This is a genomic window from Spirosoma lacussanchae, from assembly GCF_005870035.1.
Lineage (GTDB): Bacteria > Bacteroidota > Bacteroidia > Cytophagales > Spirosomataceae > Spirosoma > Spirosoma lacussanchae.
Genome location: NZ_SWJG01000001.1, coordinates 1,067,725 through 1,088,850, shown reverse-complemented (window position 1 = coordinate 1,088,850; position 21,126 = coordinate 1,067,725). Strand labels below are relative to the sequence as shown.

The following is a 21,126-nucleotide window of genomic DNA, read 5'->3' as shown; positions in this document are numbered from 1 at the left end:
CTCTGTATTTACTGGCTTCGGCAACGAACTCGAAAACACCGAACATGTTGCCGTGATCGGTAATTGCCACGGCGGGCATGTTATCCGCTTTAGCCTTCTTGACCAGCTTTTTTATATCAGCCTGCCCGTCGAGCAGCGAATATTGGGTATGGCAATGGAGGTGGGAGAATTGCATTAGCTGTAGTTATCTTTTCGATCGCCGATCTTTAGTATCTCGACGGTAAGTAGTGAATCCTGTACACTGTAGATGATGCGATAATCACCCACACAAATACGGTACAGGTCTCTGAATCCTTTTATATTTTACAGGCTGGCGGTCGTGGATCATCGGCCAGTTCGTTGACAGCCTCACGAATTCGGAGAATGATATGGACCGGAAGTTTAGCCAGTTCCTTTTCTGCCGACCTCGTAATGACTATCGTGTACTTACTCATTGCTGCCTTTATCGGGTAGTAATTGGCTCACTACGGTATCAAACACTTCTTTAGGCTCATCCAGACGTGCCTGTACTTCCAGCCCATCCAGAAAGTCTTCCAGTTCATCGCCATATAGAGTCAGGTCAATGACAACTGCGGTACGTTCGCCCGCGTCGTTAACGAGATAGTTAATGCCTCTCATTCGTGTATCTGTCGAATCGTTGGTTGAGTAAAGTTAATCGGTATACCCTTGCCGAAGCCCAACTAGTAGCCTGAATTTCTAAGCAGGAGCATAATCCCAATCTTTAGGTCGGGGATCGTTCGTTTGGTAGAATTGCCTGACCAGGCGGATATACTGCCGAAAATCTGTATTTTCTTCGACCAGTCGATTTACGGTATTCCAGTCAATATCAACCCGTTCTTTGGCAGGAATCAAAATCTCACTTTCGGCTGGATTCTCAGCGTTTAACCGAATCACGCCCAAACCGTGCAAACTGGTCAACATTCGTAGCTCTTTAATCGTATCGCGACCTTCAAACTCGGCAGCAACCAGATAAGCCATATTAGCCCAGCTTGAATTACTGACCGTCTGGAAGAAAACTTCTCTAACGTTAGACCGGTTGACCAGCAACTTAACCTCGAACGACCAAAGTTTTGTTTTTCGATCGGCATATTGCTTTACACAATCAATCACTTCCTGATGCCAGTCCGAACTGAGGATTTCCATGCCGACCACATCGGGGTATAACCATTTATTGCCCCCCGGCCCTTGCCTGTTACTCGACTTCTTCTCATCAATACGCTTGCTATGGACCTTTAACTCCAGATAGATGAACTCTGCCAGCTTGGGGTATAATGCATGCTCGTTAACAGATGGAGATGGCAATTCTTTAATTACTAGCACGTTACCGGTTTCAATCTGGCTTACCTCGGCCTGATCGGTTTGAGAGGTGTAGTAATATCTTCGGGGTCGTCCTTCGGTTGTTTTGATTTGAGGCAACTTCTCCTGCAAACGTTGACCCTGCGAACTGATCTCGGCGGCTATTTGAGCAATCAAATCATCATCAGTCAGCAAAGGGGCCACTGTTGCCTTACTTCGCTGTTGCTTTTCTTTACACTCTTCGGGATACGTGCTGAAAATCCACGTGGCTATTTCTCGGGTTGTGAACTTTTGCTCAGCCCTCTCCTGAAGAAATCCTGTTACTAATTTGGTGAGATTTAACGCCATGCTACGCCAGAAAGTCGATTGTATCTAAAACGGCTACCATGTCGGCCTGCCCATCGAGTAGCAAATACTGGGTATGACAATGGAGGTATCGATTGGGTAAATTTAAACCAAAGAAGCGGGGACCGGATAGTGTGCAGACTTATTTTTTGTCTTGCTACCGTCAACCCACTAAGGGTGAAATGATTCGGTTACCAGCATTTATTCGGCTAAACGTATCTGGTGCCAAGTCAATAAAAATAGGTGCTTTTATTCATAAGTTTTTCTGTGCTTCAGTATTTACTTATCAATCCCCAGGTAAAAGTACCGTATCTTTACCGACCTCCGTAACCAATGTACCTGCAGGGTAACACCTGCTGCCCGATCAAGCATGCGTGCCTTTTTCAGTAAACCGCTGTTCAGCGATTTTCGATTTATTTTCGGCGTTTATGCGCTGCTGATGGTGTTTGCCAGCATCCGGATCGTCGTCAATCAGGACTCGAATAACTACTCCATCTTTTATCATTCGCTTTATCACCTGATCAACGGCACGAGTCTGTACGCCGAGTATCCGGCTGAGTATTTCGATCACTATCACTACGCGCCCACCTTTGCGGCTTTATTCTCGCCAATCTTCGCCCTCCCATATTCGGCTGGTTTGTTTCTTTGGCAGCTGCTGTTTGCGGCCGTATGGGTCTATGCCATCTACCGCATGCCGCTAACCCATCGGCAGCGGGTGTTTGCCTATTGGTTCGGGCTGCACGAACTCTTTACGTCGATCGTCAACAGCCAGACCAATCCGCTCATTGGGGCCATTCCGCTGTTCGCCTTTCTGTGCTTCGAAAAGCGACAACCGTTCTGGGCGGCTTTCTTCATCATGCTCGGGTTCAACGTAAAAATATACAGCCTCGTGGCAGCCGGTCTCTTTGTTCTGTACCCCCAGCGCGGCCGGTTTCTGGTCTCGATGGTGGTCTGGGCGGTGGTGCTGGGGCTACTACCGCTGTTGTTCACAACGCCCGACAAGCTGGCCTGGCAGTATGACTTATGGGTCAAGCAGCTACTCATCAAATCAGACCACGACAAGTGGGCCAACACATCGATTCACCGGCTGCTCCACCTTTTCGTATCGCCCAATCTGGACACAGCCGTCATTATCGGCTCGGGCGTACTGTTATTCTGTACGGTCTATCTACACATCAAACGATACAGCGAACAGACCTTCAAACAACTCATGCTGGCGTCGATACTGATTTTTCAGGTGATCTTCAACCCGGTTTCCGAGTCGCCAACTTACATCACCGCCGTAACGGGCGTTATTCTCTGGTGGTTTGTTTGCCCGCAGTCGCGGCTGGACCACGTGTTGCTGATCAGCTGCTTTGTGCTGACGATTATGTCGCCGAGCGATTTGTTTCCGGCGTTTCTGCGCAACGAATTTGTGTTACCCTATGGTTTGAAAGCGCTGCCCTGCGTGCTGATTTGGTTTCGGGTAATTTACCTGATGCACCGGCCAATCGCCCTGCGCCAACCTGCAACCCTGCCCGCCTAAGGCATTCATCACTCATCGCTCATCATTCATCACTCATCTTATGCCTACCTGGCTCGACTTCTGGCAAAACGAAAACGAGTTCGACGACTCGATGACCGCCAATTATGCTTTTTTTCTGGATCGGGTCGAAACCTACGCGCCCCTTTCGCCGTCAACCCGGGTACTCGACATCGGGTCGGGACCGGGCAACCTGGAAGACGCCTGGCACAGCCGGGTTGGCGAGATTCATGGACTCGATATCTCAAAGCGATACAATGCGATTACCCGCGCCAAGCACGCTGGTCATCCCAACGTGCATATTCATGATATTCCGGCCGACGACTACCTGAACTTCGGCCCGGTGGCGGGTCGACAGTTCGATCTGATTATCGTCATGAGTGTGGTTCAGTACTACCGGAGTGCGGCCGAAGTTGAGCAGTTACTAACCAACATAAAAGCCGCAGCAGCACCCGGTAGTCGGGCATTGCTATGCGACCTGATCGTTGCCGAAGGCGTGCTGGGCGACGTACTTAGTATACTGGGACGTTCGTTGCGGCAGGGGCAGCTGCTATCGATGCTCAGGCTGTTGTTCCGGCTCCGCTTCTCCGACTACTACGCGGTTCGGCAACAGAACGGAATTCTGATCGTACCCGAGCGCGACTGGCTGGCCATGTGCAAACGGCTGGGTATTAACGCCCGTTTTATTGACGAACCGCTTACGCTGCAACAGGAGCGAAAAAACCTGCTGCTCCAGTTTTAGGCCCGCGGACCGACAGAGCAGCCGAACGAATCAAGGTTCGTTTATACTTAAAAAACCGGCACGGCGTTTGATAGACAAACAACAGACTTAACCCATCTTCCAATAAACATCATGGCTTTTCTTTCTATCGTTCGTTCCTATCGAAACGTACTGATGGCGCTACTCGTTGTCAGCACCCTAACTACCTCCTGTAAAAAATCGGGCGGCAGCGACCCCGACATCGACCCGCGCGAACAATACGTTGGTATGTATGACGGCGACTATCGGATTACCATCTACATTGGCTCTGACGGCCTGACCCCCGATGTGGGAAAAATCAACGTGGCCGTAACGAAGGCCTCCAATCCGAAAGAAATGTATTTCGACATGTCGTACGACGGAAACGTCAAGGAACGTGTCACGGCGGAGCTGAACGGCGACACCTTTACCATCATTGACAAGAAAACGGATCAGATTACCCTGACGCCTACTAACAGGGTCAACTCCGACTACGCAGCCACGGGCAGTTTTACCAGCACCCAGCTCCTGCTAAACGCTTCGGCCAATGCACTGCGGAACGGCACGCAGTACTCGAAAAAGTACGATATCATCGCGACCCGAAAATAAGTATCTTAGCGCCGGTTCCTAACATCCGGTCTGTTCATGAAAACACGCATGCTAACCGGCCTCATGGCCGGTTTTTTTCTGTCGGCTACGGCCCAGACACCCGCTGCCCGGGTAGTCACACGCCCCAGTTCAGCGCCCGCTATATTGCAGGAAGCCCCCGCCGAAAGCGTTGGGATGAGCACGGCCCGGCTCCGGCGCATGGACGCTGTCATTGACGATTACATCGCCAAAGGTCGTCAGGCAGGGGTTGCAGTGCTGGTGGCCCGGAATGGACGTATCGTGTATCACAAAGCCTATGGTCAGGACGATATAACGACCCGATCGCCCCTGACGCGTGACGCCATTTTCCGGCTGGCCTCGCAAACCAAAGCCATCACCAGTATTGGACTAATGATGCTCTTTGAGGAAGGCAAATTCCTGCTCGACGATCCGATCTCGAAATACATTCCGGCGTTCAAAAACCCCAAAGTACTCGACAAGTTCAACGAGAAAGACACTACGTTCACTACCGTTCCGGCCAAACGGGAGATCACGATTCGGCAGTTGCTGACGCATACGTCAGGCATCAGCTATCCGACTATCGGCACTAAAGAAGCCGTAGCCATTTACGCCAAATACAACATTCCGAGCGGAATCGGGACCCCTACCGGTACGCTGGCCGAGTCGATTCCGCGGCTGGCCGCTCTGCCGCTCATGCACAACCCCGGCGACCGGTGGACCTACGGCCTCAGCACCGACGTACTGGGCTACCTGATTGAAGTCCTGTCGGGACAGTCGCTCGACCAGTTTCTCCGGACACGCCTGTTCGAACCGCTGGGCATGAAAGACACCTATTTTTACCTGCCCGCTGCCCAGCAGCCCCGTCTGACGCGCGTCTACACCGAAGACTCGACCCGAACCCTACGACGCCTGCCCACGCAGGGGGGCATTTCGGAAGACTACCCCAAGCAGGCGGGGACCTACTACTCTGGCGGAGCAGGCCTGTCGGGTACGCTGTTCGATTACGCTATATTTCTGCAAATGCTGCTCAACGGTGGAACCTATAATGGCAAACGTATCCTGAGTCCAACAACGGTTCGACTGATTACCCAGAACCAAATCGGGGATCTGAACCAGGGTATCAACAAGTTCGGGCTGGGTTTTTCGATTACGTCCGAACGAAGCGCGGCCCGACTGCCCGTATCGCAGGGGAGCTACGACTGGGGCGGTTTTTTCGGTACTACCTACTGGGTCGACCCTAACGAAAAGGTAGTTGCCCTGCTGTATACGCAGAAAGTGCCGAACAGCTACGGCGACTTGACCGACAAGTTCAAGGTGCTGGTCTATCAGGCTATCACTGAGCTTAATCAGGCAGAGCGGTAGAAGCCCTGCGCTGTCTTCTTTAGTATCGAGTTGATAAACCCGATATCTCTCCATGAAACACCTACTCATCTTCTGCCTGCTACTCACCGCTCCCCTGGTTCAGGCTCAATCGAACGCTACCGAAAAAGCGGTACTGGACGCCGAAAAGCGCCGGTTCGACGCTCAGGTAAGCAAAGATTACTCAGCCCTCAACCAATTACTGGCCGACGATCTTGTTTACACCCACTCGAACGGCAATACGGATGGCAAGGAGTCGTATATCCAGTCGATTCGTGATGGCAAGTCCAACTACGCAGCCATTGACCCACAGGAGCAGAAAGTCCGGGTGTACGGCAATACGGCCATCATCAACGGTGTCTGTTTGATCAAAATGAATAACAACAACACCCCCACCGAACTCAAGCTTCGGTATACAGATATGTACGTAAAAAAGGGGGGACAATGGCAGATGGTAGCCTGGCAGTCGCTCCGACTGACGCAATAAATGTTCCGATTCCTTTTCTCCGGCATGAATGCCGGAGCTAGTCATTGGCGGAACTCCCTGTAGAATTTGGATTATCCAGACAATGAAAAGCCCCGGCCTTTAGGCCGGGGTTACATTTTGTTCCATCTGATTCTCTTTTCTCCGGCATGAATGCCGAAGCTAGTCATTGGCGGAGCTCCATATAGACCCCCGAACCGACGAACAATGAAAAGCCCCGGCCTTTAGGCCGGGGTTAATTTTTCGACGCCATTGCCGGGTGTGTATCTCCCCTTTACTCTACTTTTAGAAACTCCCGGAGTTCGGTGGCATCCTGGGCTTTCATACGGCCGGCGAGTACCAGGCGGAGCTGCCGCCGGCGGAGGGCGCTGGCGTACCGGTCTTTTTCTTCGTCCGTTTCAGGAACGACCGCCGGAACCTCGATGGGGCGGCCACTCTGATCGACGGCCACAAAGGTATAGAACGCGCTGTTGGTACTGACCCGTACACCCGCTGGAATGTCTTCGGCCCAGACTTCAATAAATACTTCCATCGATGAACTGAACGCGCGGGTTACCTGCGCCTTCATGGTGACGATATTGCCCAGCCGGATTGGCTCCGCAAAAGAAACGTTGTCGACCGAGGCCGTTACAACAATGCGGTTTGAGTGCTTTTGAGCAGCAATAGCAGCCGCAATGTCCATAAAATGAAGGAGTCGGCCACCCATCAGATTATTCAGGGTATTGGTATCGTTAGGCAGTACCATTTCGGTCATGACCGTCATGGACTCGCGGGCTAGTTTGGGCTGGGGCATTCGTTTTCTGTTCTGTTTTCGATGTACAGCCCGGCAATAATAACCAGCTGTATAGAGTCTGTGATGATCGGTTTCTATAAACCTACTGCAAACCAACGACCGAAAACTGAAACAGGCAAATAAGGGGTTATCAAAGAAAATACCCCTATTATTGTATAATCAAATCCAAGATTAATCCAACATACTATGGAGCGTCTGGCTGCGTATTTCGAACACATTCCATCATCTCACCGAAGCCTGATTCTGGTTGGTGGTATTACGCTGTTCTGGCTGATCGAGAGCGCGGCACCCCTCTTTCGGTTCGAGTATAACAAACTGCGCCATGCAGGCATCAATATCTTCTTCACACTAACCACGGTAGTCGTCAACTTCGCCCTGGCGTTCATCCTGCTGCGGACCAGTGACTGGGCTGTTCAGAATCACCTCGGTCTGCTGCAATGGATTGAATGGCCGCTCTGGGCCGAAGCAATACTCGGGCTGCTCGCGCTTGACCTGATCGGTGCCTGGCTCCCCCACTGGGCCGAACACCAGGTTAAATTCTTGTGGCGTTTTCACCTGATCCACCACACCGACACCTACGTCGATACCACCACCGCCAACCGCCATCATCCGGGCGAGAGCGTGATCCGGTTCGTATTTACAACGGCTGCGGTACTCGTTACAGGAGCGCCAATGTGGCTGGTCTTTTTGTACCAGGCGCTGTCGGTAGCATTATCGCAGTTCAACCACGCCAATATTGAACTACCGCGCTGGGTCGACCGGCTACTGGGGCTGTTCATCGTAACGCCAAACATGCACCATGTTCATCATCACTATGTGCTGCCCGTTACCAACATGAACTACGGCAACATTTTTCCGTACTGGGACCGGCTCTTTGGCACCTACCACGAAATGGCCGGAAAAGATCTCCGGTACGGTATCGATACCCACCTCAGCTCCAACGAGCACTCGCAGGTAAGCAACTTGCTGAAGATTCCGTTTCAGGCGTATCGGCAACCGGTAGGCCCCGAAGTTACGAAGGAAAAGCAAACGGCCTGACGTTCGTTTTTGAGCCGCTGGCGTTTACCTTCGTCGACTCGTCAACCCGCTGACGGGCAGACCCTCGCTGGCCAAAACACACGTTCCTGCTTCGTTGGGTCTGACCACTTCCTAAAGGATTGCTTCGTTCGAATTAACATTTTTTAAAGCAGGCTGCTTACAACGGTTGGTCGATTTCCGGCGTATTCGTCGGTGTAATCAACTTCCCGAATGATGAAATGCTTCCGCTTATCAGTAGCCATCCACTGGCTGGCTATCCCTGTTTCCACCTTCCTGCTAGCCCTCGCTGGCTGTAGTAATTCAGATAGCGTTACCCCCCTGGGCGACTGGCGCCGTCGATCCGACTTTGAAGGCATTGCCCGCCAGGCCGCAGCGGGCTTTGTCATCAACAACGTGGCCTATGTAGGCACCGGTAATAACGCCGATAACGAGCGCCTGCGCGATATGTGGTCGTACGATGCGGCCCGCAACACCTGGACCCAGGTAGCCGATTTTGCGGGTTCAGCCCGCCAGGCCGCCACGGGATTTTCTGTCGGCACCAAAGGCTACATCGGTACCGGCCTGAACGCGAACAGCGACCGGCTCAACGATTTCTACGAATACGACCCCGCCAGCAACCAGTGGCGACGCATTGCCGACTATGCGGGTACGGCCCGCCGAAACGCCGTGGCGTTTACGATCGGCAACAAAGGCTACGTAGGCACCGGTTTCGATGGCAACTATCTCAAGGATTTCTACGCCTATGACCCGGCTACCAACACCTGGACGCGAACGGCCAGCTTCAGCGGTTCCAAACGCCTGGGTGCCGTTGCCTTCGTGCTCAACAACCTTGGGTATGTGGTAACGGGCAATAACAACGGTACGGCCCAGAAAGATGTGTGGGCTTATGACCCGACTCAGGACACTTGGATCGAAAAAGATAAGTTCACCGACGAAGAAACGGTAGCCCGGAGCTATGGCGTTGCCTTCACGCTGAACAACAAAGCCTACGTGCTTCTTGGCGATGGTAACAGCACGGTCTGGGAGTACGACCCGGCTGCCGACGCATGGGCTGACAAAAATACGTTTGAGGGAAGCAGCCGCCTGTACAGCTGCGGCTTTGCGCTGAATAACAAAGCCTACGTAACAACCGGCAGTGTTGGCACCAGCGTGCTGGACGATCTGTGGGAGTACGACCCAAGCCTGGAACGCGACGATGACAACTAAACCGCAACTCCGTCGCACCTGGACCCTGCGCCTGATGTGGGTGCTGGCCATTGGGTTTATGGTCTGGCTGTATCAGGCATCGCCCCGCTACAGCCTGCGTACATACCTCACATCGGCGGGCTGGGGTTACGATATTCTGCGTAATAACATACCGCTCATCCATCAGCCAACCCAGCCAGCCGTAGCGGGCCGGCTGGGGTTCGAGAGCGAAGAACACGCCCGGCGCGTTGGTGAGCGGGCCCTTGCTAAAATCAGACAGGGTCAGTTCCCCCCCACCCTCAGCCCCGCTGACCTCAAATAACAGGCAGACGGCTCACCGCACATACACATGTCTATTACTTCATTTACAGCCAGGGTAACCGCCTTCCTGATTCTGCTGCTCATCGGCACGAGCTGCCAGCAGGGCGACCTCGACGTGGGGCAGCAGATAATCACTCCGCTGGAGCTGGCCATCACGCCCATCGATACGTTCCGGGTTGACGCGGCTACGGTTCTGACCGACACCTTTGCCACTTCGGCTGATAGCAGCGTACTGGTAGGTCAGTGGACCGACGCCCTGACAGGTCGCACGTCGGCGCTTGGGTTCTCGGCGGTAAGCTATGTCAGCAACGACCTGCCCGACCGGACCGGCGCCCGCTTCGACTCGCTCGTACTGGTGTTGCCACTGGGAACGGCCTACGGCGATACGACAACCCCGACGACCTTACGCGTACATCGGCTCACCGAAAGAGTGGACACCCGCATTTATTACAATCTCGACGCCGTTGGGTACGAAGCCTCGTCGTTTCTGGTAAAAACCGTTCAGCCCCGGCCCGGCTCCGGCAGCCGGCAGGTGCGGCTGAAACTACCGGACGCTTATGGACAGTCACTTTTTGCAGACCTTCGCAGCCGAACGATCTCGGACAACGAAACCTTTCACAACCTGCTGAAAGGGTTCGCCTTTGTAGCCGAACCGACCTCGGCCAATCTACTGCTCAAACTCGCTATCTCATCCGGATCGGCGGGGCTTGTGCTTTATTACCACGAAAACGATCTCAATCAGACGCGAAGCACCCTGCGGTTTCCACTGGAAGGAGGACACTTCAGTCAGATCGTAACCAGCCGGAGCGGTACTCCGCTGGTAGCGCTCACTGACCGCAGCCGTTCCGTAACCAGCAGCCAGACCGAGCGTACGAGTTTTGTTATACCGGCAGCCATGCTACAGACCCGGCTCAGCTTTCCGTCAATCGGTCAGCTGGCCCTGCTCGAAACGTTTCGGGGTCTTAATCGCGCCGAACTGATCGTTGAACCCGTTGGTCAGAACCCGCGCAGCAACGCAGCACCACCCACCCAGCTGGTCCTGTTTCAGACCAACAGTCAGAACGAACGGCTGGCCATTGTTCCTGACGGAACGGGTGGTAGCAGCACCGTAGGCGCCACGTACAGCTACAGCCTGACCGACCTCGAGCAGCAAGGCCAGTATGTGTTCGACCTGACGTATTATCTGAATGAAATTCTCAGCAATCGGCTTACCAATCGCCCCCTTTTGCTGACGGCGGTTACCAGCGCGGCCCAACTTCCGCAGGAACGGCTGACCCTCGGCGACAACAGCAACGGAACTTACCGGATGCGGCTGAAGCTGTACGCTACGTTTGGAAAGTAGGACACAGACTCAGTTTCTGTAACAAAAAGCTGCCGTAAACAAGACGGGCTAGATGTGATGGATGGCGGGGGTTACGGCTCGACACGCCCGATACCGATCCTGGTTGTCAACTATACGCCGATGGCCTGGCTGGCCGCAGCGGACGGCAAAAAACAGGCGAAACAAAGATCCTGGCCGACATCGGCACTAATCGGAAACAGGCCCGTGAGGAGTAGGCCAATAACAAAGTATTCCGCGCCTATTGCCAGACCGCATCTATTGTATCGATGGCTTCGGCAACGCTGGCTGCACCGGAGTTGATCAAAGCCATAGGGCGAGTGACTGGCAAATCCTAATAGTTTGTTTAGGGTTTTTATGCTTTTGCTAAACAATATAACCAAACAGCCGTTTGGGAAAGGTACACCCATACATATGGGAACATGTGCGCTTAATAACCAATAACAAATCGAAACATTATGTTCGCTAAAACCTCTAAGCAATCGCTCCGGGCGTTTGGTTTATTGTCTAGCCTGTTCCTGGCGCTGGCCCTGACGTTTTCGGCCTGTAAAGACGAAGAAAATCCGACAATTCCTCCCCCGCAAAATATTGTTGATCTGGTCGTTTCAGGAAACCAGTTTACGCTCCTCGAAGCAGCAGTTACGCGGGCGGGCTTGGCAACAACCCTGTCGGGCAACGGTCCTTTTACGGTATTTGCTCCTACGGATGACGCCTTCCGGGCGGCTGGTTTTGCCGATGCGGCTGCTATCAATGCAGCTCCGGTAGCTACCCTGAGCAACATTCTGTTGTATCACGTCGTGAGCGGCACGGCCGTAGCATCGTCGGCTATCCCGACGGCACAGACCTCGTATCCGACTTCGGTTTCGGGCAATGCACCGATTTTCGTTACCAAAGCCAGCTCAGGCTCGGTATCGGTTAATAACGCCCGCGTACAGCAGGCCGACAATCCGGCTACCAACGGTGTGGTTCACGTAATTGATCGGGTTCTGATGCCACCGGCCGGTAACGTACTGCAACTAGCGGCTGCCGATCCACAACTGTCGCTGCTGGTAGCCGCTGCCCAGCGGGGTGGTACAGCCGTAACGGGAGCTCTGGGCGGAACGACGCCAATTACCGTATTCGCGCCAACCAATGCCGCCTTCAACGCAGCCGGTTTTGCTGACGTAGCCGCCATCAACGCGGCTCCGGTTGCCACACTGACGGCCGTATTAACCAACCACGTGGTTGCCCCGGCCCGCGCTTACTCGCCAACGCTGGTGAATGGTCCCGTAACCACTTTTGGCGGTGGCTCAGTGACAGTAGCCGTCGGTAGCAACAACGCGGTTACGCTGCTTAGCCGTGGCAACGGTACCAACGTATCAAACGTGACAACAGCTGACATTAACGCCACCAACGGGGTGATTCACAAAATCGACCGGGTGTTACTACCGTAGTTTTTATCCGAATTCCTACCTGTGAGAGTACGGACCAGCCTTTAGAGACTGGTCCGTTTTTTTATGGGTCGCCGGCGAGTCACCCAAAGCCGCATCCTGAATCAAAACCCGGTTTTGGCTGTTGTATTTGTATACCCAACACCCCAGTTTATCGTCAATTTATCAGGGCGCAAGTAGGCTTTCTGAGCCCGACTTTCGACCTTTGGCGAATTGATCTGCGACTTTTATCGAATGGCTAAACCACAGAAAAAACTGTTTTTGTTAGACGCGCTGGCTCTTATCTACCGCGCGCATTTTGCGTTCAGCAAAGCCCCCCGCATCTCATCCAGAGGGGTCAATACCTCGGCCATCTTCGGCTTCATGAACGCCATGATCGAGGTGTTGTCGAAAGAAAAACCGACCCACATCGGTGTTGCCTTCGACTCGTCGAAGAAAACCTTCCGGCACGAACAGTTTCCGATGTACAAAGCCACCCGGCAGTCGCAGCCCGAAGACATCAGCGTGGCTACGCCCTACATCAAACAGATCATCGAAGCCATGCACATCCCGATTCTGATCATGGATGGCTACGAAGCCGATGACATTATCGGGACCATCGCCAAGAAGGCGGCCCGCGCCGATTTTGAGGTCTATATGATGACGCCCGATAAAGACTACGGACAGCTGGTCGAAGAGCACGTTCATATCTACAAGCCCGCCTTTATGGGTAAGCCCGCCGAGAAGCTGGGGGTAGCCGAAGTCCTGGAGCGCTGGCAGATCGAACGTATCGAGCAGGTTACCGATATGCTCGGACTCGTTGGCGACTCGGTCGATAACATTCCGGGCATTCCGGGCATTGGCGAAAAAACGGCTCAGAAGCTCATTGCCGACTTCGGCTCGGTCGAGAATCTGATTGCCAGTGCCGACCAACTGAAGGGCAAACTCAAAGAGAACGTTGTTAACTTTGCGGAGCAGGGCATGCTCTCGAAACAGCTGGCTACCATCCACCTCGATGTTCCGGTCGACTTCGACGAAGACCGGTTGCGGCATACCGAATACGACAAACCCCGGCTGGCCGCCCTGCTCGATGAGCTGGAGTTCCGGCAGATGAAAACGCGGCTGCTCGGCGGTACCTACGACGAAAAGCCGCTCCCCACTGCCTTTCAGAACAACCCACCGGCTCAGATGAATCTGTTCGATTCGCCCGCCGATCAGGTACCTGCCTTCCTGCCGTTCCCCAACATGAGCGCGGTAAAGCCATCGGGCGCTGACGACCTGCCCTTCGATTTCGACTCGGCGTCTCCGGCTGCGGCCCAACCCGCCGACAAACCGAAGCGTACGAAGGTGAAAGCCCCGGTCGCGTCGGCGTCGGCAGCCACACCAGATGCCGTTACCGATACCAAAACGACCGACGATGCGCCAGGCGCTACCGTCACCGAAACCAGCGAGCCAGCGTATCTGGACGTTTTTCCCGACTACGAGATTGACGAGGTTCAGCCCGAGCGCCGAAAAAATATACTCTCGGTCATTCACGACTACCGACTGGTCGACACGGCCGAGCTGCGGGCCAGTCTGGTCCATTACCTGAGCCTTCAGAGCAGCCTCTGTTTCGACTCGGAAACAACGGCCATCGACCCCGTTGAGGCCGATCTGGTCGGGCTATCGTTCGCTTACCGCCCGGGCGAGGCTTTCTACGTACCCGTTCCGGACAACCGCGCCGAAGCCCAGGCCATTGTTGATCAGTTTAAGCCGGTATTCGAGAATCCGGCTATCGAAAAAATCGGACAGAACCTCAAGTACGACCTGCTGATGCTGAAAAAGTACGGCGTCGAGGTACAGGGCAAACTGTTCGACACCATGATTGCCCACTACCTGATCGAGCCGGAAATGCGCCACAATATGGACATGATGGCCATGACCTATCTCAACTACCAGCCCGTTGAGATCGAGGCCCTGATCGGTAAGAAAGGAAAGGGACAGCTGACCATGCGCGATGTAGACGTGCAGAAAATAGTGGAGTACGCGGGCGAGGATGCCGACATCACCCTGCAACTGCGCAACGCCTTCGCGCCCCGGCTCGAAAAGGACAGCCTGCACAAACTGTTCGATCAGGTCGAGATGCCGCTTGTGCAGGTACTGGCCGATCTGGAGCTGGAAGGCATCACCCTCGATACCAACGCCCTGGCCGAACTGTCGGCTACGCTTGAGGTAGACATGCGTCAGGTACAGCAGGAGATTTTTCAGATTGCGGGCGAGTCGTTCAACATCGGGTCGCCGAAGCAGCTCGGCGAGGTTTTGTTCGACAAACTCAAGCTCGACAAGAACGCCAAGAAAACCCGCACCGGCCAGTACGCCACCGGCGAAGAAATTTTGTCGAAGCTGGAAGAAGAGCACGAAATTGCCCGCAAAATCCTCGACTACCGGGAGCTTATCAAACTGAAGAACACCTACGTCGACGCGCTGCCGTTACTGATCAGCAAGCGTACGGGCCGCATTCATACCTCCTTCAACCAGGCCGTGGCCAGCACGGGGCGGCTTTCATCGGCCAATCCCAACCTGCAGAACATCCCGATCCGTACCCCCCGTGGTCAGGAAATACGGAAGGCGTTTGTGCCGCGCGGGCCGGAGTTCCTGATTATGTCGGCCGATTATTCGCAGATCGAACTCCGGATCATGGCCGCCTTCAGCGGTGACCAGACCATGCTCGATGCGTTCAACAACAACGTCGATATCCATACGCAGACGGCCAGTAAGGTCTTCCACGTGGGACTCAACGACGTTACCAGCGACATGCGCCGGAAGGCCAAAACCATTAACTTCGGCATCATCTACGGCATATCGTCGTTTGGCCTGAGCCAGCGACTGAAGATTCCGCGCAAGGAAGCGGCCCAGATTATCGATGAGTATTTCGCCGAGTTTCCGGCCATCAAAGCCTACATGGACCAGAGCGTTGAGAAGGCGCGTGGGTTCGGATACGCTGAAACGATTCTGGGTCGGCGCCGGTATCTGCGCGACATCAACTCCCGCAACGTAACCGACCGCATGTTTGCCGAACGAAACGCCGTAAACGCGCCTATTCAGGGGAGCGCAGCCGATATGCTGAAGATTGCCATGATCCAGATCCATGACTTCATGCGCCGGGAAAAGCTGAAATCAAAGATGATCCTGACGGTACATGACGAACTGGTATTCGACGCCCACCGCGATGAGCTCGATCTGCTGCGCGAGCATGTCGATCATATCATGAAGAACGCTATTCCGATGGGGGTTCAGATGGAAACCGGCATCGGCGTCGGAGAAAACTGGCTGGTGGCCCACTAGTTCATCCGCCTTGCGGTAGATTCATCGGCTCAGCCACCCGGTCATACAATATCTCTACAATCGCAAAACCGGATGCTGTACTTTGGTGCAGCATCCGGTTTTTGTTTAAGCCCGCTCCGGTTGCAGCTATCACCCAAAGCTGTACATTGCTTTACTTATTCTTAACCTGACACGTATGATTATTCTAAGCATCCTGTTCTTTCTGGCAGTACTTATCGCGTTCCTGTCTGTCGTTATCGTTCAGCAGGGTACAGTGGCGGTTATTACCATTTTCGGGAAATATGCCCGCGTTATGACCCCGGGGCTGAACTTCAAGATTCCTTTTATCGAGTTCATCTACCGGCGCATCTCCATCCAGAACCGGTCGGTCGAGCTGGCGTTCCAGGCCATTACCGCCGACCAGGCCAACGTTAATTTCAAGGCTATGCTGGTTTATTCGGTCCTGAACCAGGCCGAAGAAACTATTAAAAACGTGGCGTTCAAGTTTATTAACGAGGTTTCGTTCATGCAGGCGCTCACCCGCACCATCGAAGGGTCCATCCGTAGTTTTGTAGCCACCAAGCGGCAGTCCGAGATTCTGGCCCTGCGCTCCGAAATTATCGAACACGTCAAATCCCAGCTCGACAGCCTGCTCGAAAGCTGGGGCTATCACCTGACCGACCTGCAACTGAATGACATTGCGTTCGACGAGGTAATCATGCGCTCGATGGCGCAGGTAGTAGCCTCCTCCAACCTCAAGGCAGCCGCTGAGAACGAAGGGCAGGCGCTGCTCATCACCAAAACCAAAGCGGCCGAAGCCGAAGGAAATGCCATAAAAATATCCGCCGAAGCCGAAAAAACGGCCGCTCAGCTGCGGGGTCAGGGTGTGGCGCTGTTCCGCGAGGAAGTAGCCAGAGGTATGGCCGAGTCGGCCAAGGTCATGAGCGAAGCCGATCTCGACGCGTCTCTAATCCTCTTCTCGATCTGGACGGAAGCCGTTAAGCATTTTGCCGAAAACAGCCGGGGCAACGTTATCTTCCTCGATGGGTCGACCGAAGGCATGGAAAAGACCATGAAACAACTGCTGGCCATCGAAAAATTAAACAGAGTCCCTGAAATAGCCTCCATCGTTACGCCCGACCCCAAAGCCCGCAACACTGACTAGTAGTTCAAACGGCCTGTCGGGTCTCACTGGCCAGCCTGGCGTTGGTCAGTGAGACCCGACAGGCTGATCGGTCAGGCGTTGGTTGATGCCATAGATAGCGTGCTGGCACAGCATAATAAACGCCAGCACCGTATGTACCGATTCGAGCAGGATACGGCCATTATTAGTATCGATTACCAGCCGCATCAACGTATGCCCCTGTTCTTCGGGTAGCGTAGACGGGAGGGTGGCGGACATCGGCACGAACAGCATCAGGAGCCAGTCGATGAGCAGACAAACTAACGACACCCACAGGAGCCAGCCCGATATACCGGCGGGTCGTTTCCAGATGATAAGCCCGTTGAGGATAGTCAGTAACAGGAACGGTATGATATGTTCCGGTATCATGCGTTGTTCGTGAAGCGCGTGATAGGTCACAAAATTAGGCACCCCCATCAGGGCCCGCGACGGATAAGCGACGAAATAGTCCATCATGGCGGTTCCGTAGCTGTAAAACGCAAGTGCGCAGAACGCACTGATGAGTAGGGTTTTGTTTACTGATGTCATGAGAGGAAAGGCTGTAGTAATTTTGGCAACAAATATAATCACAAGCAAAGCTATAGGACTATATCACTTTGCCCCTAAATACTGACAAACAGCACCTTACAATAAATATTTACCCAACCAATCGGTTAGTTTAGGAAACTGAACGGGAGAAAGGCAACCCGGCCCCCTGGCTGGATTGGGGTGTAGGAGTAGGTATTCGCCGTAAACACAGTTGTCTGTTCCTGGTTATCAGTGACAGTGAACCACCAGGCGGGCAAACTGACAGGCCCCCTGCCAGCATCAACTGTTATGACAAACCTACTTTTCCCAACTGATTTTTCGTCCAGCACCACCGCTCCGTTAAACTGGGTTCGACTGTTTGCCCGCAAGACGGGCGCCACGATCACCCTGCTGCACGTGTACCAGCCCATGATTGCCGACACGACTCTGCCTACCCTGGGCGATCCGGGCCTGGGCCTGGCCGCTTCGCAGGAGATTGAAGAGATAAGCCAGCAACGCCTGTCGCAACTGGCCGCTAACCTCCAGGCTGAAGGCCTCTCTGTCGTGACAGACTGGCGGATCGGCTCCGTTGACGATGAAATTCTCGACGCAGCCCGCGAAACCTCGGCGGATCTGATCATCATGGGCCGCAACTCGCTTAGCAGTTTCTTTGACCGACTGGCTGGCAGTGCCGTTTCGGAAGTTGCTGACTCCGCCATCTGCCCGGTTCTCATCGTTCCTATGGTCGAAGAAGGCACCCTGGCTCCCCAGGCGCAGATCCGCACCATTGCCTATGCCATGCAGTCGGGAACGACCCAGGCCAACGTGTCGGCCCAGACCGATTCTCTCGTCGATACCTTCGATGCGCAACTGCAGATACTGACCGAAGACCAGCTCAAAAATCCGCCCGTCGACCTGATTGTCATGCAGCTCTACCCCCAATCGGGTTTTCTGGATGGGCTGCTCCACCCGAACCGGACCTCGGCCCTGATCGAGACATCGGACGTACCGGTTCTGGTTTATCACCAGCCCAGGTAACATCCGCTTATACCGCTGTCGTACCATTTCGGAAGCGACGCAACGAACCGAAGCGTTCCGGCGTATCGGGACTATCCAGCAAATAGCGCATCACTACCTACCGTACGAAAACAAAATTGGCGCGTCGCCTGGCAATCTATTAACTTCCATCCTATTAGGTATCCATCCTATTAGGTAATAGAGTTCGTCGGCTACTGCATCGGTGCATCCGCATAGCGTGGCATTTACAGTATCAGAGTGCTGAGTGAATGTAGCGTTTCAGGTAACAGTGGTTGTATGCGGCTAACTCTATTTGTCTTTGTCTGGATTTTACTGATCCTTGTACCCGGTTCACTATGGGCAACCCATCAGGTAGGTGGGCAGATTGAGATGCGTTCCCTCGGCACAGTACCCGGCGCCTATCGAATCATCGTGACCAACTACATGGAAGCCGGGCGCCGGGCCGATCAGCAGGGCGGAGGAACACTGGGCATATTTCGTAAGCGCGACAATGGGCTCATGCTGTCATTCACCGTTAGCGAAACCGGCCAGCGCCAGCCTGTCATCTATGCGAACTCCGTCTGCGCCGATCAGCGTAATCTCAGCTTCATCGTGGCCACCTTTGAAGCCACTATCCAGCTCGACCCGGCCACGTACAGCGACCCGGAAGGGTATTATATCTCTTATCAGACGCGTAATCGCAACGGCAGTATTACCAACCTGGTCAACCCGGTCCAGACGGGATATACCTTTTACATGGAGTTTCCGGCGCTGGTTCAGGGAGGCCGCCTGTTCGTTAACTCATCACCCCGCTTTCCGGCTATCAACGGCGAGTATATCTGTATCAACGAACCGTTTACCTTTCCGTTCGGTGGCACAGACGCCGATGGCGACGAGCTGCGCTACTCAATGATTACGCCCCTGAACCAAAAAAACGGGAATGGCCAGGGGCAGGGTAATATTGTGGCACCGGCGCCCTACCCCGACGTAACCTGGGCCGCCGGCTATAGCGCCGATAACGCCATCAAAGCCAGCCAGCCCCTGCGCGTCAATGCCCAGACCGGACAGCTATCCGTAACAGCTACCCAGCTTGGGTTATTCGTCTTTGCGGTACGGGTCGAAGAATTTCGCAACGGGGTGAAAATCGGGGAGGTACGGCGTGATTTCCAGTTTCTGGTCGTTGATTGTCCACCAGCCCGAACCCCAGAGCCAACGGTACAGATTGTTACCCGCCCCGGCCAGCAAAGTACCACAATCTGCCGGAGCGATTCGGCCGTGCTCGAAGCGTCGTTCGATCCCAACTGGAACTACCAGTGGCGCCGTGATGGTGTCAACCTGTCGGGGGCAACCAGCGCCACCCTGGCGGCCCGGGCTACCGGCCTGTATACGGTTGTTGCTTCAACAAAAAACATATGCAGCAAAGTTGGTAATTCAGAGGTGCTGGCGGTATCTGTAGTCGGTAGCGACGCCCGATTAGCCACTGCCGGGCATTTATGCGCCACAACGGGGAGCGTTAGCCTGAGCGCCGAATCGTCCGAAACGGAGGTGACTTACCAGTGGTTCCGCAATGGCCTTCCCCTGGCCGGTCAAACCGTCGACTCGCTGCGAACCAGCCAGCCGGGACGATACTGGGTTGTCATGACCCACAAGACACTGGGTTGCCTGTCGCGCACCGACACGGCCGATGTGTCGCGCTCGGCAGCGGTTTCGGCGGTTGTTACGTCTGAATCGGGCTTCAACCGGCTTTGCCCGCAAGCGACCCTGAGCTTACGGGGAAGCGGTGGACTTACGTACAGCTGGCAGCATAATGGACAGCCCGTAGCAGGGGTTACGTCTGCTCAGTACAGCATTTCGGCCGTTGGGTCCTATGTCGTAACAGCCGAAGACATTTATGGCTGTCAGGGCGTGTCGGCCCCGATCAGCATCACCCCGGTACCGCCCATTACGGTCCTGCTCGATTCGCTACCGGCCGTTTGTGGTCCCAACGCACCGGCCTACAGCCTGCAGGGCAAGCCGGCGGGCGGAATCTACGAGGGCACGGGCGTAGCAGAAGATGAGTTCAGCCCACTACGGGCCGGCATTGGGAATCACACCATCACCTATACGGTAAAACCAGCGCCCGAATGCGCCGGGGTAGTAGCCACCCGAACGGCCGTTGTATCGCCTATTCCCACCATCGACCTGGCCGACTCCATCATTACCTACAAAGGCAATACGTTCGCCCTGACCCCGGGCCTGACTGGTAATCCGAATCAGTTTCAATGGGCATCGGGGCAGTATCTGGACAATGCAAACGCGGCCAGCCCAACGGTTCAGTCGATTCAGAGCGATATTACCTATACGCTTTACGTGGCCAACAGCTCTGGCTGCGAAGCGCGGGACACGATTCATATCACCGTATATGGCCGCGTATGGGTACCCGAAGCCTTCACTCCCAACGGCGATGGGATGAATGACACCTGGGACCTGCCGGGTATCGAAGCGTTCCCGGATGCGGTCGTAACGGTCTTCAACCGCTGGGGCGAGGTTATATTCCGGTCCGACAAAGGCTACAAGCAGCCGTTCGATGGTACGCTTAACGGAAACGTGCTGCCGCCGGGCCTATATGCCTACACAGTCTATACAGTGCCCGAAAAACCGGTATTACGCGGGAGCCTGGTGATTGCCCGGTAAAACC

19 protein-coding genes and 1 pseudogene are annotated in these 21,126 nt (G+C 54.4%); 14 read left to right on the top strand and 6 right to left on the bottom strand.

Features of this window, described 5'->3' with window-relative positions:
• Window positions 1-7 precede the first annotated feature (7 nt).
• The 4 genes and pseudogenes from FBR45_RS26840 to FBR45_RS04455 form a co-directional block, all read right to left on the bottom strand.
• Window positions 8-175: pseudogene (locus FBR45_RS26840) on the bottom strand (PHP domain-containing protein); the annotation flags it as partial.
• Complete coding sequence (locus FBR45_RS26835; RefSeq protein ID WP_212748615.1) at window positions 175-267, bottom strand: type II toxin-antitoxin system RelE family toxin; 93 nt, start codon at window positions 265-267, stop codon at window positions 175-177. The gene FBR45_RS26835 and the pseudogene FBR45_RS26840, both read right to left, overlap by 1 nt.
• A 159-nt stretch (window positions 268-426) precedes the next feature.
• Window positions 427-618, bottom strand: a complete 192-nt coding sequence (locus tag FBR45_RS04460; RefSeq protein WP_138499694.1) for a hypothetical protein — start codon at window positions 616-618, stop codon at window positions 427-429.
• 78 nt (window positions 619-696) lie between these two features.
• The gene (locus FBR45_RS04455) at window positions 697-1,644 is read right to left on the bottom strand and encodes a COG2958 family protein (protein WP_138499692.1); all 948 of its coding nucleotides are present in this window, start codon (window positions 1,642-1,644) and stop codon (window positions 697-699) included.
• A gap of 367 nt (window positions 1,645-2,011) precedes the next feature.
• Here FBR45_RS04455 and FBR45_RS04450 point away from each other — a divergent pair, with 367 nt between their 5' ends.
• From FBR45_RS04450 to FBR45_RS04430, 5 genes are all read left to right on the top strand, one after another.
• Window positions 2,012-3,166 carry a glycosyltransferase family 87 protein gene (locus tag FBR45_RS04450; RefSeq protein ID WP_138499690.1) on the top strand — a complete coding sequence of 385 codons (1,155 nt, stop codon included), beginning with the start codon at window positions 2,012-2,014 and terminating at the stop codon, window positions 3,164-3,166.
• Between the two features lie 40 nt (window positions 3,167-3,206).
• The gene (locus FBR45_RS04445) at window positions 3,207-3,905 is read left to right on the top strand and encodes a class I SAM-dependent methyltransferase (RefSeq protein ID WP_138499688.1); all 699 of its coding nucleotides are present in this window, start codon (window positions 3,207-3,209) and stop codon (window positions 3,903-3,905) included.
• Window positions 3,906-4,016: 111 nt separating this feature from the next.
• The gene (locus FBR45_RS04440) at window positions 4,017-4,511 is read left to right on the top strand and encodes a hypothetical protein (protein ID WP_138499686.1); all 495 of its coding nucleotides are present in this window, start codon (window positions 4,017-4,019) and stop codon (window positions 4,509-4,511) included.
• Between the two features lie 36 nt (window positions 4,512-4,547).
• On the top strand, window positions 4,548-5,873 hold the full coding sequence (locus FBR45_RS04435; RefSeq protein WP_138499683.1) for a serine hydrolase domain-containing protein: 1,326 nt from the start codon (window positions 4,548-4,550) through the stop codon (window positions 5,871-5,873).
• 52 nt (window positions 5,874-5,925) lie between these two features.
• Window positions 5,926-6,357 (top strand): nuclear transport factor 2 family protein, encoded by a 432-nt coding sequence (locus FBR45_RS04430; protein WP_129600427.1) that lies wholly within the window; start codon window positions 5,926-5,928, stop codon window positions 6,355-6,357.
• A 271-nt stretch (window positions 6,358-6,628) separates the two neighbouring features.
• Here FBR45_RS04430 and FBR45_RS04425 read toward each other — a convergent pair whose 3' ends face one another.
• A complete protein-coding gene (locus tag FBR45_RS04425) occupies window positions 6,629-7,147 on the bottom strand; it encodes an acyl-CoA thioesterase (RefSeq protein ID WP_077919230.1) in 519 nt (172 codons plus the stop codon).
• Between the two features lie 186 nt (window positions 7,148-7,333).
• Here FBR45_RS04425 and FBR45_RS04420 point away from each other — a divergent pair, with 186 nt between their 5' ends.
• The 7 genes from FBR45_RS04420 (at window position 7,334) to FBR45_RS04390 (ending at window position 16,907) form a co-directional block, all read left to right on the top strand.
• Window positions 7,334-8,185, top strand: a complete 852-nt coding sequence (locus FBR45_RS04420; protein WP_138499681.1) for a sterol desaturase family protein — start codon at window positions 7,334-7,336, stop codon at window positions 8,183-8,185.
• Window positions 8,186-8,395: 210 nt separating this feature from the next.
• On the top strand, window positions 8,396-9,391 hold the full coding sequence (locus FBR45_RS04415; RefSeq protein ID WP_138499679.1) for a Kelch repeat-containing protein: 996 nt from the start codon (window positions 8,396-8,398) through the stop codon (window positions 9,389-9,391).
• On the top strand, window positions 9,381-9,692 hold the full coding sequence (locus FBR45_RS04410; RefSeq protein ID WP_138499677.1) for a DUF4907 domain-containing protein: 312 nt from the start codon (window positions 9,381-9,383) through the stop codon (window positions 9,690-9,692). The genes FBR45_RS04415 and FBR45_RS04410 overlap by 11 nt, the downstream gene beginning before the upstream one ends.
• A gap of 27 nt (window positions 9,693-9,719) precedes the next feature.
• A complete protein-coding gene (locus FBR45_RS04405) occupies window positions 9,720-11,033 on the top strand; it encodes a DUF4270 family protein (RefSeq protein WP_138499675.1) in 1,314 nt (437 codons plus the stop codon).
• Between the two features lie 455 nt (window positions 11,034-11,488).
• Window positions 11,489-12,463, top strand: a complete 975-nt coding sequence (locus FBR45_RS04400) for a fasciclin domain-containing protein (protein ID WP_138499673.1) — start codon at window positions 11,489-11,491, stop codon at window positions 12,461-12,463.
• 231 nt (window positions 12,464-12,694) lie between these two features.
• A complete protein-coding gene (gene polA / locus FBR45_RS04395; protein ID WP_138499671.1) occupies window positions 12,695-15,763 on the top strand; it encodes a DNA polymerase I in 3,069 nt (1,022 codons plus the stop codon).
• A 175-nt stretch (window positions 15,764-15,938) separates the two neighbouring features.
• On the top strand, window positions 15,939-16,907 hold the full coding sequence (locus FBR45_RS04390) for an SPFH domain-containing protein (protein WP_138499669.1): 969 nt from the start codon (window positions 15,939-15,941) through the stop codon (window positions 16,905-16,907).
• A 45-nt stretch (window positions 16,908-16,952) separates the two neighbouring features.
• Here the strand turns inward: FBR45_RS04390 and FBR45_RS04385 are convergent, their stop codons facing one another.
• Complete coding sequence (locus FBR45_RS04385) at window positions 16,953-17,453, bottom strand: hypothetical protein (protein WP_138499667.1); 501 nt, start codon at window positions 17,451-17,453, stop codon at window positions 16,953-16,955.
• A 288-nt stretch (window positions 17,454-17,741) separates the two neighbouring features.
• On the opposite strand from FBR45_RS04385, the gene FBR45_RS04380 reads away from it, so the two are divergent.
• Together FBR45_RS04380 and FBR45_RS04375 are read left to right on the top strand one after the other, a co-directional pair.
• The gene (locus FBR45_RS04380; protein WP_138499664.1) at window positions 17,742-18,470 is read left to right on the top strand and encodes a universal stress protein; all 729 of its coding nucleotides are present in this window, start codon (window positions 17,742-17,744) and stop codon (window positions 18,468-18,470) included.
• Window positions 18,471-18,746: 276 nt separating this feature from the next.
• Window positions 18,747-21,122 (top strand): gliding motility-associated C-terminal domain-containing protein, encoded by a 2,376-nt coding sequence (locus FBR45_RS04375; RefSeq protein ID WP_138499662.1) that lies wholly within the window; start codon window positions 18,747-18,749, stop codon window positions 21,120-21,122.
• Window positions 21,123-21,126: the final 4 nt, after the last annotated feature.